The organism is Nibribacter ruber, assembly GCF_009913235.1.
In the GTDB taxonomy this organism is placed as follows: domain Bacteria; phylum Bacteroidota; class Bacteroidia; order Cytophagales; family Hymenobacteraceae; genus Nibribacter; species Nibribacter ruber.
On the sequence record NZ_CP047897.1, the window covers coordinates 209,827 to 231,898 of the forward strand.

Sequence of the window (22,072 nt, forward strand, 5' to 3'; positions counted from 1 at the left end):
CGCCGTGAATTTTAATTATGGTTGTAGGATTCGCGCAGGTAGCCTTGCCTGAACACGCGGTACTGGTCAAAGATGGTGCGCACGGCCCGGTTCAGGTACACGGTGCTCTCTGCGTTCTTATCTGCCAGCACGCCAGACGTGTACCCCTGCCAAACCGCGTTTTGCCGCTTCTGGTCTAATAAGGTTACCATAAGAGTGCCTTGGCTCATGTAGATTTTAATGGGTTTGTACGGGTCTTTTGACTTCACCCCCTCGCCGTTGTCAGCGTTTTCAGCCAGCCACACGTCAAACTCTTCCTGCTCATAGCCCTTCATGTTGAGGTCATCAAAGAAGATGAAGTAGCTCACCAGCAAGTCGGGCTTCTTTTCAGTGTAGGTATAGCCCTGAATCTCTAGCCTCTCTCTGATGAACTTGCGCAGGACCTCATAGTTCTTGAGAGTGGCGGTATCCTCGTTAGAAGCATGGGTAATGAAATTGAAAGTCTTGTACTTGTTGAACATGCCAGAATAGCTGTAATCTGAGCCATATTTCTGTTTGCCGAAAATCATGCAGCCACTCAGCAACAAGGCCAGCGGAAGAATCAGAAGAACTTGGATACCGTAGGTTTTTCTCATCACATTCAGTTTTAAATAAAACTCTATCACTCTTCTACTTACGATGCCCAGCCTTGGAAGGATTCTACGTGCATATAAGAATATTGAAATGGTGTGAACTAGCTTGAATCAAGGCAATGAACAAGGATTGTGGCGTGGTAGTACCGTAATGTTCAAGCTGCCAGCCTCCATATTTCATGAGAACCGGGCATAAAAAAAGGAGCGGTGTTTTCCGCTCCTTTTCCAAAAAATAGCCTAAAAACGGCTCAAAAGATATTCTTAGTAATCTAACACGATGGCGAAAATCAGCGGTGCCACAATGGTAGCATCTGACTCGATTACATACTTAGGTGTGTCTACACCCAGTTTACCCCACGTGATTTTCTCGTTCGGCACGGCGCCTGAGTACGAACCATAAGAGGTAGTAGAGTCAGAAATCTGCGCGAAGTAGCCCCACAATGGAACACCCGTACGCTGAAGATCCTGATGCAGCATTGGCACCACGCAGATAGGGAAGTCGCCGGCAATACCTCCGCCAATCTGGAAAAAGCCTATGGTGGAGGCATCCGTAGCAGTTTGCGTGTACCACTCAGCCAACTCCATCATGTACTGGATACCCGTACGCATGGTGTGCACGTTTTTGATGTCGCCAGAAATAACGTGGCCAGTATAGATGTTACCCAGCGTAGAGTCTTCCCAGCCTGGTACGAAGATAGGAAGGTTCTTCTTGGCCGCTTCCAGCATCCAGCTGTTCTTCGGGTCGATCTGGTAGTATTGCTCCAACTCGCCTGAGTTCAGGATCTGGTAGAAGAACTGGTGCGGGAAATAGGCTTCGCCGGCTTGATCGGCTTTCTGCCAGTACTTCAAAACCACATGCTCCAGGCGGCGCATGGCCTCTTCCTCTGGAATACAAGTATCGGTTACGCGGTTCAGGTGACGGTCCAACAGGTCTTGCTCGTCCTGCGGGGTCAAGTCGCGGTAGTTAGGGATGCGCTCATAGAAGTCATGGGCCACCAGGTTGAAAATGTCTTCCTCCAGGTTGGCTCCGGTACAGGTAATGGCCTGCACTTTGTCCTGACGAATCATTTCTGCAAGGATGATGCCCAACTCAGCAGTACTCATGGCACCCGCCAGGGTGATCATCATTTTACCACCGTTGTTCAAGTGGAGTTTGTATCCTTCAGCGGCGTCAATGACGGCGGCCGCGTTAAAATGCTTGTAATGGTCTTTCAGGAACTGCGTTACCTTCATGTCGTTACTGTTCTTTTAAAAAGCGTGTTATTACTTAATTTATGGTGCTTTTACGGGTCTTAAGCAGGTATACTGCCGGACCGAAAAGCAAACCGAAATGCCTTCAGGTTAGTTCGGTTTTTCAATAATGAGATTGTGATTGGTATAGATACAGATGTCAGCGGCAATGGTTAAGGCTTCGCGTACCATTTCCTCTGCCGTCAAATGCGGAGCGTGCTTCTTCAAAGCCAAGGCCGCCGACTGTGCATAGGTACTTCCTGACCCGATAGCCGCAATCTGATGGTCTGGTTCCAGCACATCACCGGTGCCCGAAATAATCAAGAGTTCTTCTTTGTTGGCGACTACCATCATAGCCTCCAACTTGCGCAGGTACTGGTCTTTGCGCCAGTCTTTCGCCAGTTCAATGGCCGCGCGTTTCATGTTGTTGCCGTAAGCGTTGAGTTTCTCCTCAAAGCGCTCCAGCAGGGTAAACGCATCTGCGGTGGAACCGGCAAAGCCCGTTACAATTTTGCCATCTTGCAGCACCCGTACCTTGCGCACGTTGCTCTTGGCAATGTATTTATCCATGGTGGCCTGCCCATCTGCCCCTAAGGCTACTTCGCCGTTGTGGTAAATGCCTAGCACCGTGGTAGAACGTATTTTAGCCATATATCTTCTAATTAACTTCTCTTCCGGGACCAGCCGCGAAACTACGACATTCTTTCTGAAATGCCACGCCCGCCTCCATTACTGGTGTTTGGTCAGTTGTTAGAAAGGGTATACGCAGGAAATACAAATCGTTTTTGACCTGTTTTTGGGAATTGATGCCAAAAACGGATTTATGTTTAAATCCTAAGTGCCATCTTTAATTACGGATTCTCCCCTTTAGGATTACCCAAACGAGAGTTTGAGGTAGCGAGCGCAGCTTTGTAGAGGGGTGTTTACATAAGCTGGTCAATACCTGGCGCCGTTGTTGGTGTTATCACCAACGACAAACTTTCCGTCTCTGCCACTCAATACCTTACCCCAACTTCTCCTTTCTTACTTTCTGCTCAGGTTTGTCACTTTTCTCCTTGATGAGAAAAGTAACCAAAAGAATCAAGAAGAAAAGAAACTCGCTGCCGCTCAGACAGCTTTTCTTCGGATTATGCACCTGGCTGGCGTGATTCGTTTCATAGTAGACTTATGCCTTTACCGTTTGAAAAGACACTGCTTGCTCCCTGCCCATGCTCCGGGCGCACAGCCAAGGCTGCCCTGCGCAAGGTCGGTCGGTGGGCTTTGTTGCTTTTGGAGGCGTTGCAATTCCTATATGCGCTTGCGCGGTGAGTTTTGTAGAGACAACGGCACCGCCTTGTTTCCTGCTCATTGGTTTGCCAGTCTGACCATCTGCCTCTGCTCCAAAGACCTCGTAGTGTCCGAGAGGACCTGCGAGCGTCTGTGCCAAGGACCGCTTTTAGCCTGATTCCCAGAAAATAGGCCAAAAACGAAGAAAGCCGCCAGATTTCTCCAGCGGCTCACTTTTATAAGCAAGTGCTTAGTAATTACACTAGCATTCTAACCGGGTCTTCAAGGAAGTCTTTCAAGGTCTGCAAGAAGGCAGAACCAACGGCGCCGTCTACTACGCGGTGGTCGCAAGACAAGGTCACTTTCATGATGTTGCCAATCTGGATCTGACCGTTCTTCACTACGGGCGTCTGCTTGATACCACCAACGGCTAAGATACACGCATCTGGTGGGTTGATGATGGCGGTGAACTCGTCAATACCGAACATGCCCAAGTTAGAGATGGTGAAGGTATTGCCTTCCCAGTCTGATGGCTGAAGTTTTTTGCTCTTGGCTTTTCCGCCCAGGTCTTTCACTTCCGCTGAGATGGCAGACAGTGACTTCTGGTCAGCGTTGCGCACTACAGGTACCAGCAATCCGTCTTCTACCGCTACTGCCACACCAATGTTGATGACGTTGTTGTAACGGATTTTATCTCCTAACCAGGATGAGTTCACGGCAGGGTGCTTACGAAGGGCGGCAGCAGCGGCTTTAATGACCAGGTCATTGAACGACACTTTCACCGGAGACACTTCATTCATGCTCGCGCGGGCTTCCATGGCTTTGTCCATGTCAATCTCCATGGTCAGGTAGAAGTGCGGGGCAGAGAATTTGCTTTCGGCTAGACGTTTCGCAATGATTTTGCGCATCTGCGACACCGGTACCTCTGAGTAGGCTTCTCCAGGCGCAGCTACCGGAGCGGCAGATGGAGCAGGAGTAGAGGCCGCTGGGGCCTGTGCTTTTGGAGCGGCAGCTGATGGCGTGAAGTTCTCCACGTCACGCAGTACAATACGGCCGTTCTCGCCAGAGCCTTTCACGTCTGCCAAGCTGATGCCTTTCTCTTGGGCTACTTTCTTGGCCAATGGCGATGCCAATACACGTCCCTGGTTAGCAGCGGCAGGCGCTGGAGCAGAAGCGTTTGAAGCAGGAGCAGGAGTTGGCAAGCTTGGAGTTGGACCAACGCCGTCAGCAGACTGAGACTGGGCTTCGGTTTTATGTTCTTCTAAGCGAGTGGCTTGTTCCTGGGTTGGGGCAGTGGTTGGGTTGGCGTTTCCACCGCCTTGGCTACCTCCGTTCAATAAAGCCTTGTAGTCAGCGCCTTCTTCCCCGATGATGCAAAGAACACCGTCTACGGCTACAGAGGCACCGGCTTCTACACCAATGTATAATAAAGTACCGTCTTCATAAGACTCTAACTCCATGGTGGCTTTGTCGGTCTCTACTTCGGCTAGCAGGTCGCCAGATTTTACTTTGTCGCCTACTTTTTTGTGCCAAGCCACAATAGTACCATCCGTCATGGTGTCGCTCATCTTAGGCATGGTCACCAAAGAGGCGTTCACATTTGCGGCTGGGGTAACTGGAGCAGCGGCGGAAGCTGGTTGGGCGGCAGGAGCGGCCTTTTCTTTCTTAGGCTCTTCTTTGGGAGCTTCGGTCTTGGGGGCTTCTTCTGCTTTAGGGGCAGGGGCAGCACTGCCGTTTACCTCGGCCATAAGGCCAGAAATATCTTCGCCTTCTTTTCCTATAATGGCCAGAACGCCGTCTACTGGGACAGACTCGCCATTTTTAGGTCCAATATATAATAAGGTTCCGTCTTCGTAAGACTCTAGTTCCATGGTCGCCTTGTCGGTTTCCACTTCGGCGAGAACGTCCCCAGATTTCACAGAATCACCAACTTTCTTTAACCAGCTGGCAATCACGCCATCGGTCATAGTGTCGCTCATCTTGGGCATTCGGATGATTTCAGCCATATTCTTTGCTCGGTTTTAGAACCTCAAAAATAGAGGCAAAATTGGTGTAATACAAATACGAGGGAAATTGATTCTGCATCAGTTTTTGGGCTAGTTTCTTAAAAAGAGGCCAAAAACGAAATTAGGCATGGGGTTAAGACAGGTGTGACACGTCGGCGAACTTCTCCACCCACAGCATACTGCCCGTAAAGTTAAGCTGGTACAAGCACAGATTGTAATGGATGAAACGGTCCATCTGGCTTAAGGGGTAATGCAATAACTGCGACAGAAAAACGCGCATGGCCCGGCCGTGCATGCAGATGAGGATTGTTTCTTCCTCAGGCCGGGACAAGATCAAATCAATGACCGGTTTCTGACGTTCTGCTACTTGCACGGGGCTTTCTCCGCCCTCAATGGGCAGGTCAATCTCGCCTTGTTGCCAGCGGCCCAACACCTCATAGTAATAAGCGTCCTCTTCGGGTGATATTTTGGTGCCCTCGCGCCAGCCCCAGCAAATCTCATTCAAGCCAGCGTGCGCCTCATGCGGCAAACCCAAGTCCAGAAATCCCTGCACGGATTGTTGCGCGCGCTGAAGAACAGAGGTATAGACTTTGTCAAATTTGATGTGCTGGTATGCCTGGAAGAATTTCTCTGCCTGCCACCGGCCAGTCTCATTCAACGGCGAGTCCACACCGCTTCCCTGAACAATGCCTTGCAGGTTCAGGTCAGTTTGGCCATGCCGGATAAGGTAGATTTTTTTGAGGCTCAATTTTACGCTAATTTGCAGGCCCTAAAGGTAGGGGATAAATACGAAAAGTAGCCATGAAAAGACGCGCTGACGTTTCTTTAGAGCAGTTAAACGCCTGGAACAAAAACACCATGGGCGAGCACATAGGCATTGAATACACTGAGATTGGCGACGATTACTTGATAGGCAAAATGCCAGTTGACCATCGCACCCACCAGCCCATGGGCCTCTTGCACGGCGGTGCCTCTGTGGCCTTAGCTGAGACCTTGGGAAGCGTGGGCGCCACCATGTTTTTGGATTTAGAGAAGCAATATTGCGTGGGGCTGGAAATTAACGCCAACCACATAAAGAGTGCGCGAAGCGGGTTTGTCTACGGCAAAGCCACAGCCATTCACGTGGGAAGAAAGACCCAAGTATGGGAAATTCGTATCACCACAGAATCCGGCGATTTGGTGTGCATCAGTCGCATTACCATGGCAGTTTTGGATAGAGGCTAGAACCTAATTCTAAGCCTTCTTTTTAGTAAGAACTAGCTGTAAAAGCTTAATTATATATTGAATGCCAGACCCCAGTACTGCGGCTCATCTTATACAGAACGCCTTGCCTATAGAGAATGCCTATTCGCTTTTTTTGGCGGGTGTAGAGACGCAATTACCGTCTGTGCTATGGCGTCTGCCGAACCAAAAAGAAGTGCAGTTGCTGGTGGCCACCTCCGGAGCTCAAACCCAACTTCCTCCATTAGAGGGACCTATTGCGGGATTTGCCTTTTGTCCTTTTGAGGCTTCCGAAGACATACACAATCAGTTTTTGCCCGCAGACATCTATTATTGCGGCAAAGCCGATGCTCAAATACAAGTAAACTCCGCTTCTGTACCCGATCATTTTTGGCCTCTTTTCCAGGAAATAGCCCAAAAACGACAACCTCAACTTCCTGGCAATTGGCCAGTGCATCCGGAAGGATCAAATTCAGAAATAGAAAGGACTGTTTTTGAAGAAACCGTGGCTATAGCCGTGAGTGCCATGCAGGCGGGCTGTCTGGAGAAAGTAGTCTTGTCGCGGACTAAGACCTTGCCTCTGGCGAAGGAGGTAGATCTAATCCAACAGTTCACCCGACTTACCCAATTATATCCCACGGCCTTTGTGTCTTTGATCGCTATTCCAGGGGTAGGGACGTGGTTAGGCGCTACGCCAGAGTTGTTAGTACAAATAAACAAGCACAAGGTGTTCAGGACTGTGGCCTTGGCCGGGACGCAACCCTTGACTGATGGCCTCACCCCCGCAGATGCCATCTGGCGGCAGAAAGAGATTGAAGAACAAGCCTTGGTGCAACGCTACATTGTCAGCTGTTTCCGGCATCTGCGCCTGCGCGAGTATGTAGAGATGGGACCGCGTACCATTCTGGCGGGTAACTTACTGCACCTGCGTACCGATTTCAGTGCGGCCATGGATGAAGTGGGCTTCCCGAAACTGGGCACCCAGATGCTGGAGCTGTTGCATCCCACTTCGGCGGTGGGCGGCATGCCTAGAGCCGCGGCCTTGAAAATGATTAGCCAACTGGAGCCCCACCAGAGACGTTATTACAGCGGTTATCTGGGGCCGGTACAGATAGAAGGGGAGACCAATCTATTTGTCAACCTACGATGCGTGGAGCTGGGCAAAGACACCGTGACGGCCTACGCCGGCGCAGGCATGACACCCGACTCAGACCCGGCCAAAGAGTGGCTAGAAACCGAAATGAAGATGCAGACAGTCCTGCGCCTTTTCCAAGATTCTCATTCATGATTTTACAATCTGTCATTGATATAGCTGAAATCTGTGCCCGTAAAGGCGTGCAGAACATTGTCTTGTCGCCGGGCTCACGGTGCGCCCCCTTGGTGCTGGCCTTTGCGCGTCATCCACAACTGCGTGTGCGCACGGTGTCAGATGAAAGAAGTGCCGCCTTCATTGGCTTGGGCATTGCCCAGCAGACCCAGAAGCCGGTGGTGTTGGTATGTACCTCAGGTACAGCAGCCTATAACTACGCGCCTGCCGTGGCCGAGGCGTTTTACCAGCACATTCCCTTGTTGGTGTTAACCGCAGACCGTCCGCCTGAATGGGTAGACCAACTGGACGGACAGACCATCAAACAATCGCACATCTATGGAGGGCATGTGAAGCGAAGTCTGGATTTTCCGGTGGAGACGCATCACGCAGACTCCCAATGGCATGCCACCCGGCTCATCAATGAAGCGCTCAATGAAACAGTGGCTTTCCCCGAAGGCCCTGTGCACATCAACATCCCGTTGCGCGAGCCTTTTTACCCAGAGGAAGGGGAGAGCTTTACTTATAGTTCAGATGTGAAAATCATTGAAGAATTGCCATCCTCGGCTCAAATGTCACAGGATACTCTTGCCGCATTACAAGCAGAGTTGAAGAACTTCAACCGTATTCTGGTGGTTGCGGGACAAGGAAGAAAAGACCAGGCTTTGCAAGAAACGGTGCAGAACTTTTGCCGGGCCACAGGCGCTATTTTTGTCACAGACACTATCAGCAACCAGCAGGCAGAAGGCGCGACCATCAATTACCATGACGTGTTCTTGGCGGCCAAATCGGCCAAAACTGAACCTACCCTTCAACCCGACCTGCTCATCACCTTCCATAAATCGCTTATCTCCAAAAACCTGAAACTGTACCTGAGAGGCCAGCAGAGCATGCAGCATTGGCACGTGCAGCCGGCAGGTCAAGTGGCAGATACATTCCAAGCTTTGACGCGCATCATTAGGGCAGAGCCGAAGGCGTTCTTTCAGCAAATCAACTCGACTGAGTTGAATACGCAAGTTGCACCTGTCTTCGCCAATGCTTGGTTTGAATTGAATGCGCAGGGCAAGTCAGTTTTGGAGCGTTTTCAGGAAAATAGCCCATTTTCGGAGTTCAAAGCGTGTCATCAAGTACTTAGGAATCTACCGGCTAATAGTTTGCTGCACTTGGCCAACAGCATGAGCGTACGCTACGCCAACCTCATTGGCGTCTCTGAACTAGAGAATGTAGAGGTGATGGCCAATCGCGGCACCAGCGGCATTGACGGAAGCACCAGCACGGCCGTGGGTGCGGCCCTCAGCACTGACAAACTCGTAATCCTGCTCACTGGTGACATGGCCTTCTTGTATGACCGCAATGCGCTGTGGCACAACTACCTTCCGAAGAACCTCAGGATAGTTGTCTTGAACAACCACGGCGGTGGCATCTTCAGGATGATTGAAGGTCCGCGCAGCCAGCCAGAACTACGGCCTTTCTTTGAAACCGACCAACGCCAGACTGCTCAGAAAACCGCCGAAGACATGGGCTTAGCCTATCTGAAAGTAATAGATGCCAAAGCATTGGCAACGGCCTTGCCTGCATTCTTCGACCTAACCGCTGGACCACAGTTATTGGAGGTAGAAACCAGCAGTCCCGAAAATTATGAGGTGTTTGCCGCGTACCGGGCCGCCGTGCAGGACAAAATTGGTCTTTCATCCAGCTAAATTCGTGTAGCAATATTCTGTTTTCTGGTTTGCATCTTTTTGAGTACCAACGTATAAGAAGGTAGGGCGCTACAGTAACGGCGTAAAGAAGATGGCATGGACAAACAATGTAGATTCTTGGCAAACCAAACATCATCCTATCATCTATGACATTGGCAGAGTGGCCCTGGGGCTGTTCCTGCTCTACAAAGGGTTGATGTTTATTGCAGATACCACGGCACTGTCTCAAATCATGGAAAAGAGTCAGTTTGAGTTTGTGGCCCTGGGCCTGGCGCACTTGGTGGCCTTCGCGCACTTGGTGGGTGGTCCTTTCATTGCGTTGGGACTCAAAACCCGTTTTTCAGCGGCGGTACAAATTCCAATTCTGCTTGGCGCAGTTTTGTTTGTGAACCCTAATAGAGGTTTTTACTCAGAAAACACCGAACTCTGGATTTCCATCATAGTCCTGCTGCTGTTGGTGGTGTATTTGGTGGGAGGCTCCGGCTATTATTCCCTTGACCGCAAAATGGACGAACACGCCACCAGAACAGATCCTTTGTGGCACCATGACACGCACAGCTATTAACTAATGTAAAACTTTTAGAACTGCCGTTTTTGGCCTGTTTCCTGAGAAATAGTCCAAAAACGATATGTCTCCGGCAGAGTGTGGCCTTCCTGATTTTCCATTCCCTGGTAGCCTTCCTGTTTCATATCCGTAGAAAGTCCTTGCATTCACGTGCCAGGACTTTCTACCTTTACGGCGCATTGTTTTACTAACGTAAGATTTCATGAAGAGCAATTATAACTGGACTACCCTCAAAGAATACCAGGAAATCCTTTTTCAATTCCATAACGGCATCGCTAAAATCAGCATTAACCGCCCGCAGGTGCATAACGCGTTCACGCCCCGCACCGTGTCTGAAATGATTGATGCCATGAACATCTGCCGTGACAACCCAGACATCGGGGTGATTGTCTTCACCGGCGAAGGCGGAAAAGCGTTCTGCTCGGGTGGCGACCAAAGCGTGCGCGGCCACGGCGGCTACATTGGCGAGGACACCGTTCCCCGCCTGAACGTGCTGGACCTGCAGATGCAAATCAGACGCATTCCTAAGCCCGTGATTGCCATGGTGGCTGGTTGGGCCATTGGCGGCGGCCACGTGCTGCACGTAGTCTGCGACCTGACTATTGCCGCTGAGAACGCCCGCTTCGGGCAGACGGGTCCTAAAGTAGGTTCTTTTGATGGTGGTTTCGGGGCCTCGTATCTGGCACGCATTGTAGGCCAGAAAAAAGCCCGCGAAATCTGGTACCTCTGCGACCAGTACAACGCCCAGGAAGCTCTGGACATGGGCTTGGTGAACAAAGTAGTGCCTTTGGAAAAACTGGAAGAAACCACCGTAGAGTGGTGCGAAAAAATTCTGGAGAAAAGCCCACTGGCGTTGCGCATGCTCAAAGCCTCTTTCAACGCCGAACTGGACGGACAGGCTGGCGTGCAACAACTAGCCGGAGACGCCACCTTGCTGTACTATCTCTCAGACGAGGCCAAAGAAGGCAAGAACGCCTTCCTTGAAAAACGCAAGCCAGATTTCTCTAAATATCCTAAATTTCCTTAAAGGGGATGCTAGTATTTAGACGCTAGATGTTAGACAAAAGCCCTGCTACATACTCTGTAGTAGGGCTTTTTTTTGGTGTAAACTTTAATGGTGCCTAACCAGTAAGTTTGCATACAAGTCTTCTGATTATTTATTGCCGACATTTAACATTTAGCGTCCCCGCCATGCCTGACCACCTGCTGCTCAACGGAAAGAAGTTCTTTTATGATGAAATCCAGCATTACTCGTTTAGGGAGAGCATTCCTTTGAACGGGTATGAGATGAAGACGCTGGAGTTCTGTAAAAGCTGGTTGCAGGGAGTGCAGGAGTTTCCGGTGATGACCTCGGGCAGTACGGGCGCGCCTAAAGTGATTACCCTCACGCGGGAACAGATGGAAGCCAGCGCCCGGCGCACCTTGCGTATTTTCAACCTTCAGCCCGAAGAGAAAGCACTGGTCTGTTTGAACACTGAATACATTGCCGGCATGATGATGCTGGTGCGCGGTTTAGTAGGCAATTTGCACATGACCATCATTGAACCCATCGGGAACCCGTTGGCCAGTGTTGAGCCGGCTGCCCATTTTGACTTCGTGGCCATGGTACCCTTGCAGTTGCAAACGCTTCTGGAGCAAACCCCGGAGAAAGTTGACCAGCTCAACCAAATGAAAGCCGTTCTCCTGGGCGGTGCCGCTATTCATAAAAACCTGGAAGAGGCCGTGCAACAGCTCACGGTGCCTGTTTACCAAAGCTACGGCATGACGGAAACCGTCTCGCATGTAGCGGTTAGGCAGTTGAATGGGTCAGCCAGAAGCGACTTTTATGTGGCTCCTGAGGAGGTAACGCTGGGGCAGGATGAAAGAGGCTGCCTCACCATTTCAGCCGAAGTCACCAATCATGAAACCCTGATCACCAATGACCTGGTGGAACTGCGCGATGCTCATTCCTTTCAATGGCTGGGCCGGGCTGACAATACCATCAATACCGGCGGCGTGAAAGTGCAGCTGGAGAAAGTAGAAAACGCCCTGGGCAACGCGATGGCCACGCTGGGCATGAACCGCCGTTTCTTCGCGGCCGCGCTACCTGATGAAACGCTGGGAGACAAGCTGATTGCCGTCTTGGAAGGCTCACCACTCACCGTGGAGGAAGAGCATAACCTCAAAGGCATGTTAAGGGAGCACTTGGGCAAATATGAAATTCCCAAACAGTTCGGCTACCTGCCGCGCCTGCCAGAAACCGCTACCGGTAAAGTAGATAGAAGAGGCGGCATGGCCCTGTTATAAACCGTTTTTGGGATGTTTCCTAGAAAACAGGCCAAAAACGGCTCAATCTTCTTAGGCTAGTTTTTGGTGGTTTGCACCTTGTTGTATTCCAGTAAGGCCTTGTAAGGACTGCCTTTCTTCAAGTAGTTCTTCGCCTTTTCACTATCCTGCATCATGACCAGTAAAGAGTCTTGCTGGAGTACCTGCAACTTTCCATCGCCCTTCTGGAAGAATTTGAAATAGTCACTGTTCGCTCCAGCAGAATTCTGGGGAAGAGGCAGGTAAGAATAGCCGTTTATTTTCCCTTCCACAGATTTGAACAGCCAGCAGCTGTCGGCTGGCAAACCCGGCACCGACTGCTTTTTATTGGTGAAGACTTTTGTAATAGAACGGGTGTTTTTAGGATAGATTTTCAGATGACGAGCAGGGTCCTTCGGCCTTTTAGATAAATCCAGCGTCTCTAGGTAACTGACCTTAAAGACATCAAACTTGATTTTGCCCTGCACCTTTATTACAGTGCTGTCCTTCATCACCACCATATAAGTAGCCAGAGGGTTGCTAAGCGTAGAACTTCTTTCGCCCATAGACATGGTATGCAGCATTTGCATCTGCCGCTGCATGTGAAACTGGTTATGCTGGTTGGCCACCATCCGGGCGGCTTGAGCAGGCATATTCTGCCCATGTACAGCAAGGACGGAACCGGTGAGGCACGTGGTGAGCAAGGCAAGAAGGAGCTTATTTTTCATAGAACATTTGGGTGAGGGAAAGGCCTAACCGTAAAAACAGAGGAGATTGTGTTGGCTTAATAGCGAATGGCTCATAAAAGTAAGCACTGGTCCAGAAAATTAAATGATCTTTTTCCCCAAGTTTAAAAGACCAGGAAGACATGCCGTTTTTGGCTTGTTTTCTGGAAAATAGCCCAAAAACGGCAGAGAAAACGATTGAAATTAAGTCTTCAGGAAGAGGTGCGGATATTATGAATTTCAAAACCAGATGTAAAAATATCTGTTCTTATTTATGAAAAGTGCAATGGAAAAATAAGTTTATTGCTAAAATGAATACTTTTGGCAGCTTCTTACGTATTGGGGGAAATCTAGCCAGAAGCCCTCTCTAGGCACAGACGTGACGGATTGAATGGGGCAGGCAGATTTCTAACCTCCACTACAGCACGCTCCATGAAAATCAAAAAACTGTTGGTCGCCAACCGCGGCGAAATCGCTATTCGTGTCCTCAGAGCCTGTAATGAGCTGGGCATCCAGACGGTGGCCATCTACACCTATGAAGACCGTTACTCGCTACACCGCTACAAGGCAGACGAGGCCTACCAGATAGGCAAAGAAAACCAACCGCTTCAGCCGTATCTCAACATTGAGGAAATCATAAGAATTGCCAAGGAAAACGCGGTAGACGCCATTCACCCGGGCTACGGTTTTCTGTCTGAGAACAAAGATTTTGCGCAGGCTTCCGTAGACAACGGCATTACCTTTATTGGGCCCAAACCACAGGCCATGGCGGCGCTGGGAGACAAGATTGCCGCCAAGAAAGTAGCCTTGGAGCAAAACGTACCGCTCATCCAAAGCAACACCATAGACCTTACCAGTAAAGAAATTGCCCTGGCCGAGGCGCACCGCATAGGCTACCCGGTCATGCTCAAAGCAGCGGCCGGCGGGGGAGGCCGCGGCATGCGCGTGATCCGGGACGATGACCAACTGGAGAGAGGATTCTTTGAGGCCAAAAATGAAGCCAGCAAGGCCTTTGGGGATGATACGCTGTTCCTGGAGAAGTTTGTGGAGCGCCCCAAGCACATTGAGGTGCAGGTGGTGGCAGACACGCACGGCAACATTACCCACCTGTTTGAGCGTGACTGCTCGGTGCAGCGCCGTTTCCAGAAAGTGGTAGAAGTGGCACCGGCGTTGGGTCTTTCTGACCGGGTAAAAGAAGAACTCTACGACTACGCGCTGCGCATCTGCAAGGCAGTGAACTACACCAACGTGGGTACCGTGGAGTTTCTAGTGAACCCAGAGAATGAAGAAATCTATTTCATTGAGGTCAATCCCCGCATACAGGTAGAGCATACCGTCACCGAGATGGTAACGGGGGTGGACTTAATCAAAACCCAGATTTACATAGCTGACGGCTACAACCTCTCTGATCCTGAAATCAACCTGGGTCCTGAGCGGAAGATTGCACCCACGGGCTTCGCCATTCAATGCCGCGTCACTACTGAGGACCCTGAAAACGACTTCAAACCCGATTATGGAACCATCATTGCCTACCGCAGTGCGGGTGGTTTTGGCATACGCCTGGACCAAGGCAGTGTGTACCAGGGTGCCAAGGTGAGCCCGTTTTTTGATTCGCTTTTGGTAAAGGTGTCGGCGCATGACAATACCCTGCAGGGCGCAGCCGTGAAGATGCAGCGTACCTTAGATGAGTTCAGGCTGCGCGGCGTGCGGCACAACATGGCCTTCTTGCACAACATTGTGAGCCACCCGGTTTTCATTCAGGGCAACGCCACGGTAGATTTTGTGAAGGACCATCCAGAGCTATTCAAATTCCAGAAAAGCCAGGACCGCGCCACGCGTTTGCTCGGTTTTGTGGCAGACACCATTGTGAACGGCAACCCAGACATCAAGATAAGCCCGCCGTACCGCAACCTGGAAAAACCGCACATTCCCGCCTTTCCCAAGCACGGGGAATACCCCAAAGGCACCAAAGACCTGCTCACCGACCTGGGTCCAGACAAGTTCTCGCAGTGGTTGCGGCAGGACAAGCAGATTCACTACACAGACACCACCTTTAGAGATGCGCACCAAAGCCTGTTGGCTACCCGCATGCGAACCTTTGACCTCATGAAAGTGGCAGAGGCCTACGCCAAAATGCATCCGCAGACCTTCAGTATGGAAGTCTGGGGCGGTGCCACCTTTGACGTTTGCCTCCGCTTCCTGCATGAAGACCCGTGGGACAGATTGCGCCAATTGCGCCAGGCCATTCCCAACATCCTGCTGCAAATGCTCATCAGGGGCTCCAACGGGGTGGGGTACAAGGCGTATCCAGACAATTTGATTGAGGCGTTCGTGGAGAAAAGCTGGGAGACGGGCGTAGACCTTTTCCGGATTTTTGACTCCCTCAACTGGATGCCGGGCATGGAATCCTGTATTAACTTCGTGCGTAAGCGTACCCAAGGCTTAGCTGAAGGCTCCATTTGCTACACCGGTGACATTCTCAACCCCGCCAAAACCAAATACACCCTGGACTATTACCTGCGCCTGGGCAAACAACTGGAAGACGCCGGCGCGCACATTATTGCCATCAAAGACATGGCCGGCCTGCTTAAGCCGTACGCCGCCAAAGAACTGGTAACCGCCTTGCGTGATACCGTCAAGCTGCCCATTCACCTGCACACCCATGACACGGCCTCTATTCAGGCGGCCACGTACATGAAAGCCATTGAAGCCGATGTAGATGTGATTGACGTGTGCCTGGGTTCTATGTCGGGATTGACGTCTCAGCCTAACTTCAACTCAGTAGTGGAGATGATGCAGTTCCAGGACCGCCACCGCGACTTTGACATGAAGAGCCTCAACGAGTTCTCCAACTACTGGGAAACCGTGCGCGAGTACTACTATCCGTTTGAAAGCGGCCTGAAAGCCGGCACCGCCGAAGTATACCGCCATGAGATTCCGGGAGGGCAGTATTCTAACCTGCGTCCGCAGGCACAAGCACTGGGCTTAGGCGAAAAATGGGAACAGATCAAGGAGACGTACACTGAGGTGAATCAACTCTTCGGGGATGTCATCAAAGTGACGCCTAGTTCTAAAGTGGTAGGCGACATGGCGCTGTATTTGGTCAGCAACAACCTCACCACCGTAGACGTGCTGGAGAAAGGCGACCAGATTTCATTCCCAGAGAGCGTGCAGTCGTTCTTTAAAGGAGACATTGGCCAACCCGAAGGTGGATTCCCTAAGAAATTGCAAAAATTGGTCTTGAAAGATGAGCAGCCCTACACCGACCGTCCCAATGACCACCTGCCGCCGCTGGACATTGACGCCACATATGAGGAGTTCAGAGAAAAGTTTGGCCGTAACCGCAACTTCCTGGATTATCTTTCCTATCAGCTGTACCCTAAAGTTTGGGAAGGCTACTGCCAGCACGAGGCCCAGTACGGCGATGTCTCCAAACTACCTACCCGCGTGTTCTTCTACGGCATGCGCCAAGGCGAGGAGTACATCATTGACATGGCCAAGGGCAAGTCCATCATTGTGCAGTACATGTCCATGACCGAGCCCGACCAGGACGGAAACCGGACGGTGTTCTTCAAGCTCAACGGCCAGACCCGCAACATTGAGGTGCGGGACAAATCCATCAAGGTGGAGAGCCGGGAGAACCGTAAAATAGAGAAAGGCAATGCCAAGCAATTGGGTGCCCCGTTGCAAGGGCTTTTGTCTAAGGTGTTGGTGCAGAAAGACCAGCAAGTGAAACGCAATACGCCTCTGTTCATCATTGAAGCCATGAAAATGGAAACCACCATCACGGCCCCTGAAGACATGGTGGTGGCAGACGTGCACCTCACAGACGGCACCCTGGTGCAGGCAGATGATCTGGTGATCAGTTTGAACTAGCCTGTTTCTTGGGTAAGGTTAATCTTCCGTTTTTGGCCTCTTTTCCAGAAAAGAGGCCAAAAACGGAAGATTTTTTACAAGCGGGCCGTAGGGGTGAAAAGCGCGTAAAAGGTCTTATACACTCACGCATAAATTACTTCTATGAAAAAGATCTTCGTGTTGTTTTCTTTTCTGGTGGTCACCGCAGCCACGGCACAAGCGCAGATTTCGCTGGGGCTAAAAGCCGGTATCAGTTCCTCTAGCGTTGACATCAAGAATGCGTCCAGCAATACGGCGCAGTTCAAGGAAGATGACAACATCACCGGCTTTCATGCCGGGGCCTTCGCCCGCATCCAGTATATGGGCTTTCATGTGCAGCCAGAGGCCGTTTTCTCTGCGTCTGGCGGTAAGGTAGAAATTCAGGAGGCAGTTTCAGGAGACAAGACCGTAGAGGAGATTGGCTTTTCGCACTTAGACGTTCCGGTGTTGTTTGGCTATACCTTCCTGAAAGTGGCCAGAGTGTACGCCGGTCCGGTGGCTTCCATTCTCATCAACAGTGACTTTGGCGATGAAAAAGTAGACAAGTACTTTGATTCTGCTGACTGGGGTTTTCAGGTGGGCGCGGGTCTTGACATTTCCAGACTCTCCGCCGATGTGCGCTACGAGCGTCTTTCCCGTTCCTACGCAGATGACGCCAGCAATAAATTTGATGTGGCCGGTCAGCAGATCATTCTCAGCCTGGGCTACAAGTTCATTGGCAAATAATCCCCTAGCACATCCCAACCTAAATTTTGAAGGAAGAGCCCCAAAAAGGCTCTTCCTTTTTTTATGGCTTAGTCCTGAGGATGGAAAATGAAAGTACCTAACATATCAACTTTTACCTTGATAAAACCCAAACAAAAATAAATAGTATACAGAATTTTGCCACTTTGCCGTTGCTTTCCTTTCTTTAGTAAAAAGTAGTAATTTTGTTTCTTCTACCTGGTCATTCTGGTAGAAAGAATCCTTTCCTCTTTCCAGCATCCCCCACAAAAAGAGGCTTTTAAGCGTTTGCCGGGCATTTTCCTTTCCATGGCAGGCAGTGTACAGTTAAGGTGTTATGAAGCATGGCTGACGTGTAATGCCTGGTCTGCAGCATGACCTTTTTGATATCCCTTGTTCAAACCATTCATTTTATGATGAAAAGACTACTTCTTCTCTTTTTGGGCTGTGTTGGCTACTTCACCAGCCAGGCGCAGATTGCCCAGGTAAACCCTGCTGCTGCGCCGGTGGAGGACAGCGCGGCCCTTGCCAAGGCCGCCGACCTAGCGTTGCTGGCAGACAAGCTGTACAAAGCCGGGTTGGAGGCCATAAGCCAGAAGGAATACCGCACGGCAGTAATTGACCTGGATTCAGCCATTGCCCTGCAACCCACCTTTGAGCAGGCGTTCATGGGCCGCGCCGCCGCTTATTTAGAACTGAAGGAAGTGCAGCGCGCCATTGACGACTACAGCAAAGTAGTTGCCTTGAATGAAAAGAACGCGCAAGCCTACTTCAGCCGGGGCCGGGCTAAATATCAGTTGCAGGACAAGGCCGGTGCCGCTGCAGATTATCAATTATCCCTGGCCGCTGATCTCAACTTTTACCAGGCCCTTTACCATCGGGGTGGTCTGCACTTTGAAAACGGAGACTACAAGGCCGCTGTGGAAGACTATTCCGGGGTTATAAAAATCAATGCAAGGAACGGGTACGCCTATCATGACCGGGGCACTGCCAAACGCTTGCTGAATGACCAGGAGGGCGCTTTGGCAGATTACCGAAAGGCCATTGAGGTAAACCCAGACATCGCCATTGCCTACGTGAGCCTGGGAAATTACAAGTTGGGCAAGAAGGACTACATGGGAGCCATAGAGGAGTTCTCCCGCGCCATTGAGCGCAAGAAAGACTATTCCCTGGCGTACAACAACCGCGGCAGGGCCAAGTTTGAAACCGGTGATTACAGCGGAGCGTTGGCAGACTTCACCAAGGCCGTGCAGCTGAACCCGCAGTCTGCGTTTGCCTTCAATAACCGGGCGGCCGCTAAATACAAGCTGCAGGATTACCGAGGGGCGCTGGAAGACTGCAACTCAGCGGTGCAATTGAACCCAGAATACGGCTACGCCTATTTTAATAGGGGCAACGCCAAAGAAATGCTGCGCGATGCCAGCGCGTGTCAGGATTGGGAAAAGGCTGTTACCCTCAAAGTACCCGCTGCCCAAGCGTATCTGTTGTTTTGCCCAGAAAAATAGTCTTTCCAAACACCTCTAGCTAAATCCCCAGACATGAAGAAATTACCTTTTCTACTGGCTTGCGCCTTGAGTGCGCACCTGGCCACGGCCCAGAACGTGGAGTTTGTGAAAGAGAACTTCCCCCAGAACAAAGAAGGCTTTAAAGAAGCCAAAAAGCGGCTGGACGAAGGGAATGATATTTTTGCCGCCACCTCTAAGAAAACAGATGACGCCTACCGTAAAAAGTTTTACAAAGACGCCATTGCTCCTTACCTGGACGCTTACGCGGTCAACCCCAACAATGCCGTCCTCAATTACCGGTTGGGTGTGGCCTATCTGTTTTCAGACCAGAAAGCGAAGGCCCTGCCTTACCTGGAGAAAGCCAAAAAACTGAACCCTGCCATTGATCCAGAACTGAGTTTCTATCTGGCCAGAGCCTACCAGATGAACCTGGAATGGCAGAAAGCAACCACAGATTACAAGAAATACCTGGCCACGCTCTCTACAGACAAAGGCAGGGCCAAGGTAGACGTGGTGAATAAATACATAAGGGAATGCCTGTCTGGCGAAAAACTGCAGAAAAAGCCGGTACGGGTGTTTATTGACAACGCCGGCGAGGCACTCAACTCCAAGTTCGCGGACACGCAACCCGTGGTCTCCGCAGATGAAACCGTGCTTCTGTTCTCTTCGCGTAGAGAGATGATGCCAGACGGCAAAGCCCAGCCAGAGAAGCCAAAGGTGCCCCATGATGACATTTACATCTCTACCAAAGTGAACGGTCAATGGACGGCAGCCAAACCCCTGGATTCTAAGATCAACACAGACAAGAACGAGCAGGTGGTGGCCATATCACCAGACGGGCAGCGCTTTCTGTTTGTGAGCGATGAGAATGAGGGCAACGTGTTTGAGTGCGTGCTCAAAGGAAAAGAGTGGGACAAGCCAGAAGGATTTGGGAAGGAGATCAATTCCAACGGCAGAGAATCTTGGGCTACTTATTCTTATGACGGCAAGACCATCTACTTTGTAAGCGACCGCGAAAACGGCATTGGCAAGGGAGACATTTACTTTACCACGCTAGACGCCAAAGGCAACTGGAGCAAACCGGTCAATGCGGGTCCCAAGATCAATACGGCCTATGAAGAAGGATCAGTGTTCATGATGCCAGACGGCAAAACGCTGTATTTTAGTTCTGAGGGCCACAACTCCATGGGTGGCTTTGATCTCTTCAAAAGTGTGCTGGAAAACGGACAATGGTCTGAACCGGAGAACCTGGGTTACCCCATCAACACGCCAGATGATGACGTTTTCCTGAGCATCACCGCCAACGGCCGTTACGGGTACATGGCCTCTAACCGCCTGGAGAAGAGTCAGGGCGAAAGCGACCTCTACCGCATCACGTTCTTAGGCGCAGAAAAGCACATGGTCCTGAGCACCGAGGATGACCTTATTGCCAGCACCTCTTTGCAAGTGGCCCAACCGGTGCAGCTGCCTGCCCTTGACTTAAAAACGCCCCAGAGCATTCTGGTGGAAGGGGCCGTGCTAGATGCCAAAACGCAAAAGCCCCTGGAGGCCACCGTAGAAGTGATTGACAACGCCCGCAAGGAAGTTATTGCCACCTTTACCACCAACAGCGCCACTGGAAAGTATCTGGTCTCATTGCCGGCAGGAAAGAACTATGGCCTGGCCATTAGGAAAGACGATTATGTGTTCTATTCAGAGAATTTCCAGTTGCCGGCCGCCAGCACGTTTAGACAAGTGCACCAGCCGGTAAAACTTCAACCCTTGGAACCGGGTAGCACCCTGGCTATGCAAAACATTTTCTTTGAGGAAGGAAAAGCCATCCTGCTGCCCGAGTCTACCCATGAGCTGAAAGCGTTGGTGGCCTTGCTGAATGACAAGAAAAGCCTTAGAGTAGAGGTTGCCGGTCTTACCTTATCCAAAGACGCACCTCAGCCTTTGTCTGAAAGTAGGGCCAAAGCCATTCTTGATTATTTGGTAGCCAACGGCATCAATGTCAAACGTTTGCAAGCCAAAGGGTATGCGTATGGAGAGCCTGCCGCAGAAACCCCAGGCACTGCAAAAGACGTAAGGCTAGAGTTACGGTTTTTAAGCAAGTAAAAGGATCATCTTTATAAAACGGAAAGGCGGCGCCCTGCTACAGGGCGCCGCCTTTCCGTTTTTGGCCTGTTTCCTGGAAAAGAAGCCAAAAACGAACTTATTTAGGCAATCTCACGCTCACCCCGCCGCCTACAAAGAAATCAGGCGCGGAGCTGGAAAGGCCTAAGCCCACGGAGGTGTCCAGTTGCAGGTTGGGCAAAATCTGGAACGTAAAGCCGCCGTCCAGTTGGTGTTGCCAGTTCTCCTGCTTCGGTTTCTGGCCAAACACTTCTATAAACGCGCCCAGCCTGTCTGTCACCTCACGAGCCAGTGACAAGGTGTAAATGGCTTGGCCCGCCGCTTTGTCTGGGGCCCATTCATAGCCCACGTTGTACCCAAGGCTTAGCTTTTCTGACAAGGTATGCGACAGGGAGAACCTGAAATCTGGCACTACATACGCGGGCCGGAACTCTGGTTTGCCCGTTCGTAGGGTGAGATGCCCAATGAAGGCCATTTCTGGTAGGAGCCCTTGCTCTTCGGCTATCTTTATCTTGGTGCCCACAGCCACCGGACCCATGCCGTTTATGCTGCCCGCATGAGAGTCTTTTCCTTTAATAGAGAGGTGTTCCACCAACAGGCGGAGTTCCAAGGAAGGCAGGAGGCCGTACCGTACCAGAATGGTAGGTACCAGTTGTGAAACAGTGGTGATGCCTTCCTGTTTGTTCACCTGCCTGAGCCAGCCGGCCTCAATCTGTACAAAGCCTTTAGGGACCAGGCTGGAGGCTTCCGTCTGGTCTGGCCGGTCCGTTTCAATTGACTTTAAAGAGTCCGCCGGAATAGCTTGTCCCTTAGCCAAACTTATTGAAATTAAAAGCCAAAATAGAAAAGCCAAAATCTTTTTCATACGTACAAGCGGATGGTTTTACTTCCCGCAAACCTAGGTAAATTTAGATACGTCTAA

18 protein-coding genes are annotated in these 22,072 nt (G+C 50.8%); 10 read left to right on the forward strand and 8 right to left on the reverse strand.

Going from position 1 to position 22,072, the window contains the following annotated elements:
* Positions 1–11 precede the first annotated feature (11 nt).
* The 5 genes from GU926_RS00850 to GU926_RS00870 form a co-directional block, all read right to left on the reverse strand.
* The gene (locus GU926_RS00850) at positions 12–614 is read right to left on the reverse strand and encodes a DUF4136 domain-containing protein (RefSeq protein ID WP_160688099.1); all 603 of its coding nucleotides are present in this window, start codon (positions 612–614) and stop codon (positions 12–14) included.
* A 258-nt stretch (positions 615–872) separates the two neighbouring features.
* Positions 873–1,844, reverse strand: coding sequence for a deoxyhypusine synthase family protein (locus GU926_RS00855; protein ID WP_160688100.1), 972 nt, complete (start codon positions 1,842–1,844; stop codon positions 873–875).
* A 108-nt stretch (positions 1,845–1,952) separates the two neighbouring features.
* Entirely contained in the window at positions 1,953–2,492 is a 540-nt protein-coding gene (gene hslV / locus GU926_RS00860; protein ID WP_160688101.1) for an ATP-dependent protease subunit HslV, read from the reverse strand.
* An 872-nt stretch (positions 2,493–3,364) separates the two neighbouring features.
* Positions 3,365–5,113, reverse strand: coding sequence for a pyruvate dehydrogenase complex dihydrolipoamide acetyltransferase (locus GU926_RS00865; RefSeq protein ID WP_160688102.1), 1,749 nt, complete (start codon positions 5,111–5,113; stop codon positions 3,365–3,367).
* 133 nt (positions 5,114–5,246) lie between these two features.
* Complete coding sequence (locus GU926_RS00870) at positions 5,247–5,861, reverse strand: histidine phosphatase family protein (RefSeq protein ID WP_160688103.1); 615 nt, start codon at positions 5,859–5,861, stop codon at positions 5,247–5,249.
* 53 nt (positions 5,862–5,914) lie between these two features.
* Between GU926_RS00870 and GU926_RS00875 the strand changes: the two genes are divergently transcribed.
* The 6 genes from GU926_RS00875 to GU926_RS00900 all read left to right on the forward strand — a co-directional run bounded on the left by GU926_RS00875 (position 5,915) and on the right by GU926_RS00900 (position 12,191).
* On the forward strand, positions 5,915–6,337 hold the full coding sequence (locus tag GU926_RS00875) for a hotdog fold thioesterase (RefSeq protein WP_160688104.1): 423 nt from the start codon (positions 5,915–5,917) through the stop codon (positions 6,335–6,337).
* 61 nt (positions 6,338–6,398) lie between these two features.
* Positions 6,399–7,622: a chorismate-binding protein gene (locus GU926_RS18550; protein WP_160688105.1), complete on the forward strand. Its 1,224-nt coding sequence runs from the start codon at positions 6,399–6,401 to the stop codon at positions 7,620–7,622.
* Positions 7,619–9,340, forward strand: a complete 1,722-nt coding sequence (gene menD, locus GU926_RS00885) for a 2-succinyl-5-enolpyruvyl-6-hydroxy-3-cyclohexene-1-carboxylic-acid synthase (protein ID WP_160688106.1) — start codon at positions 7,619–7,621, stop codon at positions 9,338–9,340. Before GU926_RS18550 ends, menD begins: the two co-directional genes overlap by 4 nt.
* Before the next feature lie 91 nt (positions 9,341–9,431).
* Positions 9,432–9,905 (forward strand): DoxX family protein, encoded by a 474-nt coding sequence (locus GU926_RS00890; RefSeq protein WP_160688107.1) that lies wholly within the window; start codon positions 9,432–9,434, stop codon positions 9,903–9,905.
* Between the two features lie 202 nt (positions 9,906–10,107).
* Positions 10,108–10,932, forward strand: a complete 825-nt coding sequence (gene menB / locus GU926_RS00895; protein ID WP_160688108.1) for a 1,4-dihydroxy-2-naphthoyl-CoA synthase — start codon at positions 10,108–10,110, stop codon at positions 10,930–10,932.
* Positions 10,933–11,096: 164 nt separating this feature from the next.
* Positions 11,097–12,191: an AMP-binding protein gene (locus GU926_RS00900; protein ID WP_160688109.1), complete on the forward strand. Its 1,095-nt coding sequence runs from the start codon at positions 11,097–11,099 to the stop codon at positions 12,189–12,191.
* 56 nt (positions 12,192–12,247) lie between these two features.
* On the opposite strand, the gene GU926_RS00905 is transcribed toward GU926_RS00900, so the two are convergent.
* Entirely contained in the window at positions 12,248–12,916 is a 669-nt protein-coding gene (locus tag GU926_RS00905; protein WP_160688111.1) for a hypothetical protein, read from the reverse strand.
* The gene (locus GU926_RS00910; protein ID WP_160688113.1) at positions 12,906–13,157 is read right to left on the reverse strand and encodes a hypothetical protein; all 252 of its coding nucleotides are present in this window, start codon (positions 13,155–13,157) and stop codon (positions 12,906–12,908) included. The genes GU926_RS00905 and GU926_RS00910 overlap by 11 nt, the downstream gene beginning before the upstream one ends.
* A gap of 188 nt (positions 13,158–13,345) precedes the next feature.
* Between GU926_RS00910 and GU926_RS00915 the strand changes: the two genes are divergently transcribed.
* The 4 genes from GU926_RS00915 (at position 13,346) to GU926_RS00930 (ending at position 21,132) form a co-directional block, all read left to right on the forward strand.
* On the forward strand, positions 13,346–16,789 hold the full coding sequence (locus tag GU926_RS00915) for a pyruvate carboxylase (RefSeq protein ID WP_160688115.1): 3,444 nt from the start codon (positions 13,346–13,348) through the stop codon (positions 16,787–16,789).
* A 141-nt stretch (positions 16,790–16,930) separates the two neighbouring features.
* The gene (locus GU926_RS00920) at positions 16,931–17,533 is read left to right on the forward strand and encodes a porin family protein (protein ID WP_160688117.1); all 603 of its coding nucleotides are present in this window, start codon (positions 16,931–16,933) and stop codon (positions 17,531–17,533) included.
* A 410-nt stretch (positions 17,534–17,943) separates the two neighbouring features.
* Positions 17,944–19,035: a tetratricopeptide repeat protein gene (locus GU926_RS00925; RefSeq protein WP_160688119.1), complete on the forward strand. Its 1,092-nt coding sequence runs from the start codon at positions 17,944–17,946 to the stop codon at positions 19,033–19,035.
* Positions 19,036–19,068: 33 nt separating this feature from the next.
* On the forward strand, positions 19,069–21,132 hold the full coding sequence (locus GU926_RS00930; RefSeq protein ID WP_160688121.1) for an OmpA family protein: 2,064 nt from the start codon (positions 19,069–19,071) through the stop codon (positions 21,130–21,132).
* 97 nt (positions 21,133–21,229) lie between these two features.
* Here GU926_RS00930 and GU926_RS00935 read toward each other — a convergent pair whose 3' ends face one another.
* A complete protein-coding gene (locus GU926_RS00935; protein ID WP_160688123.1) occupies positions 21,230–21,967 on the reverse strand; it encodes a transporter in 738 nt (245 codons plus the stop codon).
* Between the last annotated feature and the right edge of the window lie 105 nt (positions 21,968–22,072).